Below are 12713 nucleotides of genomic sequence, written 5' to 3' on the forward strand. Positions count from 1 at the left end.
GTCATAAATCTCCTTGGTTGCGGATTTTCCAAGCCATTTCCAGCACTTGAGTCCAGCGCTTTTGTAACTGTTTGGGCGTGCATCCGAGTGTTTGAGCAATCTCCCGCTCGTTGACTTGAGCTTGTTTTAACTGCAATAGCTGCTGCTGTTCCAGAGAAAGTTGATTCCAAAACGCTTCCCACTGCTGAGAAGAGAGTCCCAGCTTTTGGTCGAGATCGGCTCCCAACCATTGATGTACCAGCTTCCAGTTATTTTGACGAGAGAATTTTTCCACATGGTACTTAAAGCGCTGTTGCAAGTAGTCGCGCTGACGTGCGGTTAAACCCAGGATTTCGTCAATCTCTGGTGCGGAGAGGTCTTGCAGCTTTAAAACCAGGTAATTGACACAGTCCTCTTGACCTTGGGCTTGCAGGTATTCCATCAGTTCGGCAACGACGCGATCGCGCAACACTGCTTCCGCCGGATCAATCGTATCGGCAACCAATTGCGATCGCAGCTGGTGCATCGCCGCTGACCGACTTTGCGTGTCCGCATCTTCACCTCTGGGAAACTCAATCGCCTTCTCAATATCCATGCTCGTCTCAGCAGGCTGGCGGCGAGCAAACCCCTGTGCCCTCAACACAATTAGCTGCTGGCTGGTGCCATTCGGTAAATTGATGCGACGCTTGGCATACTGTTCGCTGAATGCCATATACTCCGCCAGTTCCAGTTGAGTGCGGGGAGTGTAGTCTATTGTCAGCTCATTTTCCCGCCGGAAAGCTTTGATTGACTCGGCGTAAAACTCTTGCAAGAAGTCCTCAATCAGGTTGTAGCGGGCTTGAAAACCTAACTGAGAGTTGGGCGACACTACATAGCGATAAACCATCGCGCTGAGGTTGCTGTGCAGTTCAACCCGACCCCGCTTAGAACCCAGCCGGTAGTATGACAGACACTTTTGCAACCGATGCCGTCCCAGATTTAACTGCCAAGAGCGAACCTCGCCAGAAGTCTGGATGCGCGGACTCTTGCTGCAAATCCGCTGTACCTCTAGAGCGATCCGGTTAGCGATCGCCTGAACGTGCAATGACGTCGTTTTGATTTCAGTCCGCAATTCCTCTAACAACAGGCCGGTCATCGTTTCCACGTCGATTCCCAACAGTTGCTCGGTCGAGTGGCATAGATTTTCAGAAGATTGGCTGAGAGAATTAATAGTTGTCATGGTGAAAGCCCCTGGTAGCGACAGTATTCAAAGTCAACAAGAGCCACTGAGAACGGTTCAAAAGTTTTGTCTCCCTTCAGGCAGCGCCTGCGATTGACCGTCTCAACTCTCTATATATAGACTGTAGGGGCTGATTGTTAGACACCGGACAGCGGGTGTGTTACTACTCTCAGCTCACTATGGGTCATCTCTACGCTCTCTCCCCATTCCATCTGACCTAAAAGAAGCACTAACCCTTGCTGTATCTGGGCTTGCGCCCCTCAAACTATCGACGCACAAGTGTTGTCGCAAAGCGGTAGGAGCTGGTGTTGAGTGGACAATCCAGGAAGTGGATTGCTGGTAGGGTTATCGTCCGAATTCCCTAGTGCCGAGGCTGTAGTTAATTGTCTTTAGTTCGCAAAGGGATTTTAGATTAGCGATTGGGGATTTTGGATGTAAAAGCTTTAACTCAATCTTTAATCTTTAATCTTTCATCTAAAATCAACTGACCGATGTCGCCCAAGCCGTTGCAGCCTCCCATCCCAGACCGCGCCGGACGATGACAGGTTCCTCATCTGTCAAATCTAAAATTGTGGAAACCCCATCTCCTGGTTCCGAGCCAATGTCCACAATCAGATCGACTAGCTTGTCTAGCTGGTCAAACAATTTTGCCTTCTCCAACCCTAGGGTTGGGGCGTTGCCATTCTCATCCACGAGGTGAGCTGAGGTGGAAATAATCGGATTGCCTAATGCCTGCAACAGCGACTGGCACACTGTATGCTCCGGAACCCGAATACCCGTCGTTTTGCGCTTAGGACTCATCACCAGTTTCGGCACTAATTTGGTGGCGGGTAGCAGAAACGTGTAAGTCCCAGGAATTAAATTCCTCATAATCCGATAAGCGACATCACTGACGATGGCATATTGGGCAATGTTGGACAGAGACGGACACAGGAACGTCAGGGGCTTATCATTAGATAGCTGCTTAAGGAGCCTCACACGCTCCACCGCTGACTTGACATTTAGGTCACAGCCAATCGCGTAGACAGTATCAGTGGGATATAGCATCACAGCGCCTGCTCTTAGGGCACCTACTATTTGTTCTATTCCACGAGTTTGCGGTGTATCAGGATGGATATTGTAGATTGTCGCCATAATGCAGAATCCAGAACTGAGACTACAGAATTCAGAATCCAGAATTTTTCCTGACTCCTGATTACTCCTTATGAACAAGCTAGCGTATCTAGAATGTCCAACAGGAATTGCCGGTGATATGTGCCTGGGGGCACTTGTAGATGCGGGAGTTCCCCTAGATTATTTGATAGAAAAGCTCAAGAGGCTGGGAATTTCCCAAGAATACCAGTTACGAGCCGAACACGTTCACCGGAACGGTCAGCAAGCTACTAAATTTCACGTAGATTTGAGCGATCGCGATCGCAGCGATTCAAATCACCACCCCGAACATCACCGGCAAAATGGTGGGCATCAGCATCAGCATCAGCATCCCGATGGCGATGGCGATCTCGATGGGGTTCATTCTCATTCCCCGACGCGGCATTTACCAGAAATTGTCCAGTTGATTGCAGAAGCGGAGTTTCCGTTACGAGTACAAGCGTCCAGTTTGGCAGTGTTTCAACGGCTGGCAGACGCAGAAGGAGCGGTTCACGGCATTCCCCCAGAGGAAGTTCATTTTCATGAAGTCGGGGCGACTGATGCCATTGTAGATATTGTCGGCACTTGTCTGGGCTTGGATTGGTTGGGGATTGACGAACTATACTGTTCGGCACTCCCCACTGGTGGCGGGATGGTTAGAGCAGCTCACGGTCAGCTAGCGGTGCCGGTACCGGCTGTATTAAAGCTGTGGGAATCTCGCCAGGTGCCAGTTTATAGTAATGGCATCGATCGGGAACTGGTGACACCGACTGGAGCAGCGATCGCTTGTACGCTTGCCACCGGCTTTGGATCTCCACCCCCCATGACGATCCAGCGGGTTGGAAATGGTGCCGGTTCCCGTCAGTTACCGATTCCCAATATTCTGCGCCTCTGGATTGGTGAGGGTGTGGAGACGCGATTTGCTTCTCAACAAGAGTCGGGATTCCTTCAGCCTTCCGAAAGCCCCTCTTTAGAAATAATTTCGGTGCTGGAAACCCAAATCGATGACTTGAGTCCCCAAGCCATCGGCTATGTGTTTGAGGCACTGTTTAACGCCGGTGCGGTGGATGTCTTCACGCAACCGATTGGGATGAAAAAGTCTCGTCCTGGCATTTTGCTGACGGTTATTTGCCATCCCGAACAGATATCCGCTTGCGAAGCGATCTTATTCCGAGAAACGACGACACTCGGCATCCGGCGTCAGACACAGCAACGCTCAATTTTGCAGCGAGAAATTCAACAGGTTCTGACAGAATATGGCTTCGTTCGCGTCAAGGTTGCCTGGACGGGGCATCCTGACCTGAAAGCAATCGCGAATGTGCAGCCAGAATACGAAGATTGTGCCGAATTAGCGAAGGCAAATAACCTTCCCTGGCGCGAGGTGCATCAACTGGCTCTCAATACCTGGTATCTCCAGAACAGTCGCAATACTTGAATTTGCTGCCAGCAAGATCCAGATACCTAACTAGATTTCTGGAATTGCCAAACCCATTCCTGTATTACGACTGGTTTGAAAATCACATAAGGAAAATCCTGATGTATCGAATTAAGCAAGTGCCCTTGGCGATCGCGATCGCCATTGCTAGCCTCGTGACGCTATTGACCATTAGCGGTTTCCTCGGCACTGCTGCGAACTCTCAGCCAGCTCAACCAACTTCGGAAATCACTACAACTCAAGGGATAGACCTAGGGCGTTCTTTCCGAGAACTGGGCATTGAAGGGTCAATTGTGGTTTATGACCAAAATAAAAATCAATTCTACGAACATAACGCGCCTCGAAATTCAACGGCATTCTTCCCCGCTTCAACCTTCAAGATTTTCAACGCGCTTGTGGCATTGGAAACAGGGGTGATTCGAGATGAGGTGACTGTTTTAACCTGGGACGGCATTCAACGGAACATCGCAGCTTGGAACCGAGACACTAACCTGCGCCAAGGTTTCAAAGACTCAACGGTTTGGTTCTACCAAATTTTGGCTCGGAAAATTGGGCACGAACGGATGCAGAAGTTTATCAATCAAGTCGGCTATGGAAACCGTCAAATTGGGACATCTGAGCAAATCGATCGATTTTGGTTAGATGGCCCTTTAAAAATTACGCCCAAACAAGAGATTGAGTTCCTGCAACGTCTCTATCGCAACGACTTACCCTTTTCCCAACGCAGCTTAGATTTGGTCAAAGATATTATGGTGCGCGAACAAACTCCAGACTATGTGCTGCGCGGAAAGACGGGCTGGACGGACAGTACGACTCCTGGGAATGGCTGGTTTGTGGGATATCTGGAACAGAACAAAAATGTTTATTTCTTTGCCACAAATATGGATATGCGAAATGATAATGATGGCGTCAATCGCATTGAAATTACCCGGCGCAGTCTTAAAGCCTTAGGACTACTTTAAAAACACTAGCAAGTCCTTAAGTTTCTGCTTTCAGATTTTCTTCAAAAATAGTCTCTTAGATGATTTATCGCAATTCTATTTGAGCTGTGAGGCAGCCCTTCAGATCCCGAACTTCTTTAAGAAGTCCGGGATCTCGCCTTCACGAATTATTTAAGACTGCTATATCAGTAGCGTTACTTGCACTCAGCTAACCTTTAGACTCTAAAATAGTCCTCGCTTGATCGAGCCTAGAACCAATCATGACCCTAACCTCCTCAATTAACAACACAACTCGGCTGCAACTCGCCCCTCTAGAAATCCCGACTCGTTTGCTGCTGGGTCCAGGTCCATCCAATGCCCATCCCGCTGTCCTTCAGGCGATGAATACCCCTCCCGTGGGGCACCTCGATCCAGCATTTCTGGGACTGATGGACGAAATCCAGATGTTGCTGCGCTATGTTTGGCAGACAGAAAACCCCCTCACCATTGCAGTCAGCGGTACGGGAACGGCAGCAATGGAAGCAACCCTTGCCAACGCCACCGAACCCGATGATGTGGTTCTGGTGGGCGTTAACGGGTACTTTGGCAACCGCCTCGTGGATATGGCAGGACGATATGGTGCGGATGTGCGAACGATTACTAAACCTTGGGGGCAAGTGTTTCCCATAGAGGAACTCCGAACCGCCTTAGAAACTCATCGCCCCGCTATTCTGGCTTTAGTCCATGCTGAGACATCCACAGGGGCACGCCAACCGTTAGAAGGAGTCGGCGACCTCTGTCGTGAATTTGACTGTCTGCTATTGGTAGATAGTGTTACCAGTCTGGGGGGCGTGCCCTTGTTTCTGGATGAGTGGAAGGTTGACTTAGCTTATAGTTGTAGCCAGAAAGGGTTAGGTTGTCCTCCCGGTGCTTCGCCGTTTACGATGGGTTCCCGTGCAGTAGAGAAGTTGCAACAACGGGGTACTAAGGTAGCTAACTGGTATTTAGATATGACGTTGTTGAGTAAGTATTGGGGCAAGGAACGCACCTATCACCACACTGCCCCGATTAACTTGTACTATGCTCTGCGGGAAGCGTTGCGTTTGATTGCAGAAGAAGGAATCGAAAATAGCTGGACGCGCCATCAAAAGAACGTCGAGTATCTCTGGGAAGGGTTAGAAAACTTAGGACTCGATCTGCACGTTAAACGAGAGTTTCGCCTGCCAACGCTTACAACTGTTTGTATTCCAGAGGGTGTGGATGGCAAAGCGATCGCGCGTCAGCTGCTCAACGAACACAATATCGAAATTGGGGGCGGACTAGGCGAACTCGCAGGTAAAGTCTGGCGTGTGGGTCTTATGGGATTCAACAGTCGTCCAGAGACTGTGGATCGCCTCCTGGACGCATTGAAACAGGTTTTACCTCATTAGATTGCGAATTTAGGGTGCTAAGAGAAACGCACCCTCCAAAAAGGCGATCGCGCGATCGCCTTTTGTCCCAGTTCTGTCTGTCGTGATTATGCACTTAGAGGATGTTTTAAAAGTCTCCTTGACCGACTTTGACTAGCTCAACTACTGAGGGTTTACTACGGTAGATTGAGCATTTGAGGCTACTTATTCTCCTACTAAGGTAGCTTTCAGAACTTAAGTTGACCCTTTTAAAACATCCTCTTAGGAAGCAATCTTTCAAAATCATCAAATTGACAAGGAAGCTTTGGGAACTCTGGAAGCATTGCAGGCTAGAAAGAAATAGGAGTCACCCAAATGAAAAAAACACGCAAACGTCGTCGAACAAACGCTAGAGTAGCAAGTTTAGCTGGCAGACAGCTTCGCAATCCATTTGAGACGAATAATTTTGTTGGCTCACTAATTGTTAGCAAATAATCAAAAACTGAATGACGACAATTAGCATTTCGTGGCTAGTTGCTACCAATTGACCGTATTCGCATTCGCCTACCGCCCAATTGTCAATCTCTTGAGCCAAACCATCGCGAGAACGGCTCAAGAAAATAGCAGAGTTGGTTTGACCAAATGGCGGGATGTTTCTTCACGGCACTCATGTCGCCAGCGTCATTTTTGATCAGCCGGGTAGTCCAGTCATGGGGATTGCTCCTAAATGCAAAGGGTTAAGTATGCCCATGTTTCACGACGCTCGCCTCAATCTGCCCCAACTCGATTTAGCTTATACGATGGCGCAAGCCGTCAATGCTGTGGCGTACATCATCAATTAATCTTACTTTTGGATGCTGTTGTAACATCGCAACTACACTGATATTCAGCTATTACCAATAAGTATTCATTGATACGAAGAAACGTTACAATTTCTTGATTAACCTAAATTTATCTATTTCTATAACTTATGACCAGGCAAAAATCTAGGAAACCGTATTCCCCCAACCGCACTTTCTAGCTGGCTTACTTTTCGGGTTGTAGCGCTTGCAAAATCCTCGATACTTGCGGGCGAAGTCGTCCAAGTTGTTGCCCACGCCTCAATTCACCCAAAGGAACCAAACTATGAAACTCCCCAAACAATCTCCTCCCGTCAAAGGTCCCGATTGAATTCAGACGCACGAAGCCGTTGATGTAGTTCACGGCTTCGTAGAGGAGTTGGTAAACGTGCGGATGAAATTGCAGCATGGCGCAAACTACAACGATCCAGCAGCGTTTGAGTATCGCACCTATAACCAACTTAAAACGTCTGGCTGTGGATGCTTTCACGCCTTTGGCGGGGGTGCATTTGTGTAGTTCAATTGCTTCAGTTTTCCGCTTCTATTCACCATAAAAAACTCAATTAAAACGGTTACAGCTATGGCTAAGTCATCCAAACAAAACCAGGAAGCACCCCTTAAGCCTGTTATTGAATATGTACTGACCTTTGATGGTCAAGATGATTGGGTGGAATTGCCTCCAGCAAGTATTCCCTGGGGCAAGGAAATCACTTGTAGTTTTTGGGCTTATGGCGGAGAAGCACTACCGCAAGGGAATTCAGTAATCGAGGTATGGTGTGCGAACAATCAACGAATACTGAATGTCCATTTACCCTGGAGTAACAGTGCGGTTTACTTTGATTGTGGCAATAACGATCCCCATGTTAACAATTTTGATCGGTTGGCGAAGCATATTGACGCGGCTGATTGCAAGGGCAAATGGACACATTGGGCGTTTACCAAAAACGCGACTACCGGGGCGATGAAAATTTATCTCAATGGAAAATTGTGGCATCAGGCAACAAATAGAACGATGCCTATCCCCCCAGCAGCTAAGGCGGGACTGGGTCGCTCCTTGGGTGGTTCGCAATTATTCTATCCAGGTAGACTGGCAGAGGTGCAGTTATGGAGCCGCGAGCGCACCCAGGCAGAGATTCAAGAGAGTATGCCACATCGTCTGAGGGGAGATGAAGCAGGGTTGGTGAGCTATTGGCCGTTGAACGAAGGAGAGGGTGCGATCGCCCATGACAAAACTAGCAATGCTAATCATGGCACCATTCACGGAAATCCTATTTGGGACTCCACTCTGTCGTTGGTTGATGCTACACCCAGCCCATCTGAAGACGAAGAAGCATCCACTTCACCCACCAAAGATCAGAAAATCCTGCTTGAGCCTGTTATTGAATATGTGCTGACCTTTGATGGTCAAGATGATTTCATCACCTGTCCTGAAGGGATTGTCAATAGCTCTTATACCAAGGAAGCCTGGGTGAAGCTCTCTGAACCACTGGCGCAGTACAACAACATCCTTTCTGGGCATGACCATGCCTTATTTATGCCCAATGGCGGATGTCTGGCATCTGGACATAACAAGAAGTGGTGGCTTGTGAAAGATTCTAGCGCCAGCCCAGCTAATACTTGGATTCATGCGGCTGTTACCTATGATAACCAAACACAAATCATGTGTTTGTATCGAGATGGTCATCTCATCAGCCAAGCCAGTAATGTACCACCGTTTACTCCCTCAGACCGCACCCTCACAATTGGGTCTCATTTTTCTGGCTCCTTCTTTAAAGGTCAAATCACGGCAGCCCGTGTTTGGAACAAAGTGCTATCCCAGGCAGAGATTCAAGAGAGTATGCCACGTCGTCTGAGGGGAGATGAAGCAGGGTTGGTGAGCTATTGGCCGTTGAACGAAGGAGAGGGTGCGATCGCCCATGACAAAACTAGCAATGCTAATCATGGCACCATTCACGGAAATCCTATTTGGGACTCCACTCTGTCGCTGGTTGATGCTACACCCAGTCAACCTGAAGAAGCCTCTTCACTTGAAACACCAATCCAAAAAATAGTTAATTCGTTGATTTGGATTGGGATTGTGCTGGGATTGTTTGCACTCTTTTTATCAATATTTTTCCAGAGGGCAGCGCGATGAATTTCAAATTAATAATGCTGTCGGCTTGAGATAGGCTACCGGGCGATTGTTTTCGACCCAAACTCAAACGCAACACAATGGCAGAGAGTAGAACTGCATTGGGGACAAGTTTTCATCTGAAGCGTCAAAGATAAAATTACTCAGTTGATGCCCAAAGAGGTTTTGCTCTCACGCCTATTTGTATAGTTTGTCCACATCGTTAATGTAGTAGTTACTGGTTACTGCCACTGAGAGGATGTTTTAAAAGGGTCAACTTAAGTTCTGAAAGCTACCTTAGTAGGAGATTAAGTAGCCTCAAATGCTCAATCTACCGTAGTAAACCCTCAGTAGTTGAGCTAGTCAAAGTCGGTCAAGGAGACTTTATAAAACATCCTCTAAGGACTTTTTTAGCTCCTTGACGCTCCGGAACACTACCAGATGTGACCAAGACGCGCAAAACCAACCCTAACAAATCTACCGTCAGATGTCGTTTACGCCCGTGTATCTGTTTAAGAGCGTCATAACCCACATCTATTGAAATCATTGTTGCTGTTTCTACTGATTGGCACACGAGCAGCAACTTCTGATGGACTAGGTTCCCTTCCGGCGGCGACCCGAACCCACTGATAAAGTTGATCGTGAATCTTCAACCAAGTACCATCTTGGCTCCATCTCCAGAAATAACCATAGACGGTTGACCAAGCTGGAAAATCACCTGGTAAAGCTCGCCAGGTACAACCCTGACACAGTACATAGAGAATTGCATTGACCACCGCCAACAAAGCTACACTGCGCTTCCATCCACCTGGTTTTACTGACGGAAATAGGTCTGCAATTAATTCCCACTGAACACACGTCAGATTACTAGGATATGCTTTAGTCATTTGCTCACAAGGTGCGGGTATCTACAATATTTCAGCTTAAGCCTTGTGAGCTTTCTTACCGCAGCCTCCCCTTTTAAAACATCCTTTTAGTACCCAGCGTCTAATCAGGCTGTGGCGGCATTTTTATCCCATTTCACTTTATATCTACAACAGCTCCGTCTATTGCCTCCAATTTATCGGGGGATGCAAGGGGGATCTCTGCGTAACTCCTATTATTATTAGAAAGTAGAAAGTGTTGTAGTTGTATGAATTTTCAGCTAAATGCTGATGCCAGATTCATATCCCTTTATCAACACATCTGTAATCCTATTTTGTTTTTTGTTTGCAACATATAGCACGCCGATCTCTTCGCTAGCCTCTGGGCAATTATTGTGAGATAGGATGCCAGAAAGAAGGATAAAAGAGAAAAATGTCACAGCAGCAACTTCAATGGCAAATCCAGTCAACTGTTCAACCACCGGCGGCATTTATTGAGGAAGTCAGACGCCACGCACCAGGATTACCCGGACATTATGCTGCACAGATGTTGTGGCAACGGGGGATTCGCGATATTCAGCAATTGTCGGGGTTTTTAAATTCTCAGTTGTATCACCCGGCAAGTCCCTTTGAATTTGGGCAGGAAATGCAATGGGCTGTAGAACGATTAATAAAAGCCCGTAACGCGGGGGAAAAAGTTTCCATTTGGGGAGATTTTGATGCTGATGGGATTACCGCAACATCGGTTCTCTGGGATGGACTGGGACAGTTTTTTACCCAGCAGCAGCAGCTAGTTTATTACATTCCCAATCGTTTAACCGAGTCTCATGGACTCAATGAACGGGGGATTGAAGCCCTTGCCCAGGATGGAACAAAGCTAATTGTAACTTGCGACACTGGTAGCACAAATCTGAAGGAAATTGAATATGCCCATCAACTAGGGATTGATGTAATTGTCACGGATCACCACACGCTGCCAGAGGAACGTCCAGCGTTGACAGCTATCATCAACCCCCGGTATTTATCCAATGACCATCCGATGTTTCACCTTTCCGGTGTGGCAGTTGCTTACAAGCTGGTAGAAGCGCTTTATGAAACTTTGCCGGATATTCCCCAACAGCCATTAGAAGATTTATTGGATTTAGTGGCAATTGGTTTAATTGCAGATTTAGTGCAGTTAAGCGGTGATTGTCGCTACCTGGCACAGCGAGGAATTTCAGTGCTGCAACAGCAAACTAAAAAGCGGAATCGTCCTGGGGTTGCGCGTCTATTAGAATTGTGTCAGAAAAGTGGCGATCGCCCAACGGACATTTCTTTCGGTCTTGGGCCTAGAATTAACGCAGTTAGCCGCATTCAAGGCGATGCTTCTTTCTGTGTGGAGTTACTTACCAGCCGCGATGAGAAGCGCTGTCAGCAGTTGGCATTAGAAACAGAATTAGCCAATGCCCGTCGTAAATCATTGCAAAAAGATGTCGCCGCTGAAGTTAATAAAAAATTAAGCCAGTTGGACTTATCAACCACTAGCGTGATTGTTCTTTGCGATACGCAATGGCCTGTCGGTGTCTTGGGTTTAGTGGCGGGGCAAGTGGCACAGGAAACAGGGCGTCCTACGATTTTGTTGAGTACAGAGGGCGATTTGAGTGAAAACGCTTTAGCACGCGGTTCCGCCCGGTCTGTGAATCAAGTCGATCTTTACCAGTTGGTGAAAGCGCAAGAACACCTCTTACATCGATTTGGCGGTCATCCCTTTGCTGCTGGGTTGAGTCTCCCAGTTGATAAGATTCCCCTGTTTACAGAAGCTGTTAACCAGCAATTGCGAGCTTCTGTGGGCACGCCAGATGGGACACCTTTAGCGCCGATTGTGCAGGCAGATTTGGTGTGTACGGTCAGTGAATTAGGAAGAGATTTATTTTGGGAACTGAAACTATTAGAACCCTGCGGAATGGGCAATCCAGTACCAAAACTGCTCATTCAAAATTGCTGGTTTGAAAATAGTTGGAATAGCAATACTCAGGACTTAAAAGGCGCAAAAGTTCAATATATCAAAACTACTTTTAAAATTCGGGATAACTCTTGCGAAACTGGGTTTTCCGGAATCTGGTGGGGACATTATAAGGAAGAGCTACCCCAAGGTAGATGCGATGCAATTGTCGAGCTTGATTTTAATAGCTACGAAAATCCTAATAAAGGGATTAGACCTCACTATGAAGTGCGGATAATTGCCGTGCGTTCTTTAGAACAGCCGCAGCAGTTAGGCACTCCGAACCAGATAGACTGGATTTTAGACTGTCGTGAGGAGTCCCCACTTGCTACTGCTGCGCTATCAGTTCTGCCAGTTCGAGAGTGCCCCAGTAGCTGGGATGAGCTGCAAGTGTGGTTCAGGCGGGCAATTCAGGCGAATCAAACCCTCGCGATCGCTTATCCTCCCCCAGAACCCGTTCCCCCCAGCCAAATCTGGCTGCAACTGTTAGGAATTGCCAAATATCTGAGTCGCACGGGTCAAGAGGCGACGTATACTCAACTGCACCAAAAGCTGGGAATTAGCGATCGCACTCTCCAACTCGGATTAGAAGCCATCTCTCATCTCGGCTTCCATGTTAAACAACTCGACTGGATGGTTCAAATTACTTGGCATTCCCAGGAAGATGCCGGTCATTCTGATTTAGGGAACGCACAATTACCGAAAGCAGAGACAGCCATTGAACAATTTATCGCAGCAGTTCAAGAAGAACAATTTCGCCAAAGGTACTTCTATGAAATTCCCTTGTCTACCATTCGAGCAATGGCTGCTCAAACTGCGGTTTATTAAAAAATGAGTCGGCGATCGCA

Annotated in this window: 10 protein-coding genes and 1 pseudogene; 7 read left to right on the forward strand and 4 right to left on the reverse strand. The window is 47.5% G+C overall.

Going from position 1 to position 12713, the window contains the following annotated elements; genetic code table 11:
• Nucleotide 1: 1 nt before the first annotated feature.
• Nucleotides 2-1198: a HetZ-related protein gene (locus NDA03_RS14080; RefSeq protein ID WP_190426837.1), complete on the reverse strand. Its 1197-nt coding sequence runs from the start codon at nucleotides 1196-1198 to the stop codon at nucleotides 2-4.
• A 480-nt stretch (nucleotides 1199-1678) separates the two neighbouring features.
• Nucleotides 1679-2332: an L-threonylcarbamoyladenylate synthase gene (locus NDA03_RS14085; RefSeq protein WP_190414847.1), complete on the reverse strand. Its 654-nt coding sequence runs from the start codon at nucleotides 2330-2332 to the stop codon at nucleotides 1679-1681.
• Between the two features lie 70 nt (nucleotides 2333-2402).
• On the opposite strand from NDA03_RS14085, the gene larC reads away from it, so the two are divergent.
• From larC to NDA03_RS14100, 3 genes are all read left to right on the forward strand, one after another.
• Nucleotides 2403-3764: a nickel pincer cofactor biosynthesis protein LarC gene (gene larC / locus NDA03_RS14090; protein WP_348238324.1), complete on the forward strand. Its 1362-nt coding sequence runs from the start codon at nucleotides 2403-2405 to the stop codon at nucleotides 3762-3764.
• Between the two features lie 101 nt (nucleotides 3765-3865).
• On the forward strand, nucleotides 3866-4726 hold the full coding sequence (gene blaOXA / locus NDA03_RS14095; RefSeq protein ID WP_348238325.1) for a class D beta-lactamase: 861 nt from the start codon (nucleotides 3866-3868) through the stop codon (nucleotides 4724-4726).
• Nucleotides 4727-4965: 239 nt separating this feature from the next.
• Nucleotides 4966-6114, forward strand: a complete 1149-nt coding sequence (locus NDA03_RS14100) for an alanine--glyoxylate aminotransferase family protein (RefSeq protein ID WP_348238326.1) — start codon at nucleotides 4966-4968, stop codon at nucleotides 6112-6114.
• A gap of 442 nt (nucleotides 6115-6556) precedes the next feature.
• Here the strand turns inward: NDA03_RS14100 and NDA03_RS14105 are convergent, their stop codons facing one another.
• Entirely contained in the window at nucleotides 6557-6688 is a 132-nt protein-coding gene (locus tag NDA03_RS14105; protein WP_277877651.1) for a hypothetical protein, read from the reverse strand.
• A 34-nt stretch (nucleotides 6689-6722) separates the two neighbouring features.
• Between NDA03_RS14105 and NDA03_RS14110 the strand changes: the two genes are divergently transcribed.
• From NDA03_RS14110 to NDA03_RS14120, 3 genes are all read left to right on the forward strand, one after another.
• Nucleotides 6723-6914, forward strand: coding sequence for a hypothetical protein (locus NDA03_RS14110; protein ID WP_190414843.1), 192 nt, complete (start codon nucleotides 6723-6725; stop codon nucleotides 6912-6914).
• 328 nt (nucleotides 6915-7242) lie between these two features.
• Nucleotides 7243-7428 carry a cyanobactin biosynthesis system PatB/AcyB/McaB family protein gene (locus NDA03_RS14115; RefSeq protein ID WP_339380792.1) on the forward strand — a complete coding sequence of 62 codons (186 nt, stop codon included), beginning with the start codon at nucleotides 7243-7245 and terminating at the stop codon, nucleotides 7426-7428.
• 63 nt (nucleotides 7429-7491) lie between these two features.
• Nucleotides 7492-9045 carry a LamG domain-containing protein gene (locus tag NDA03_RS14120; RefSeq protein ID WP_190430426.1) on the forward strand — a complete coding sequence of 518 codons (1554 nt, stop codon included), beginning with the start codon at nucleotides 7492-7494 and terminating at the stop codon, nucleotides 9043-9045.
• A gap of 376 nt (nucleotides 9046-9421) precedes the next feature.
• Here NDA03_RS14120 and NDA03_RS14125 read toward each other — a convergent pair.
• A pseudogene (locus NDA03_RS14125) lies at nucleotides 9422-9908 on the reverse strand (IS5 family transposase); the annotation flags it as partial.
• Nucleotides 9909-10317: 409 nt separating this feature from the next.
• Between NDA03_RS14125 and recJ the strand changes: the two are divergent.
• Entirely contained in the window at nucleotides 10318-12693 is a 2376-nt protein-coding gene (recJ, locus tag NDA03_RS14130; RefSeq protein WP_348238327.1) for a single-stranded-DNA-specific exonuclease RecJ, read from the forward strand.
• Nucleotides 12694-12713 lie beyond the last annotated feature (20 nt).

It is taken from the genome of Trichocoleus sp. Lan, from assembly GCF_039961855.1.
Classification (GTDB): Bacteria; Cyanobacteriota; Cyanobacteriia; order Cyanobacteriales; family FACHB-T130; genus FACHB-T130.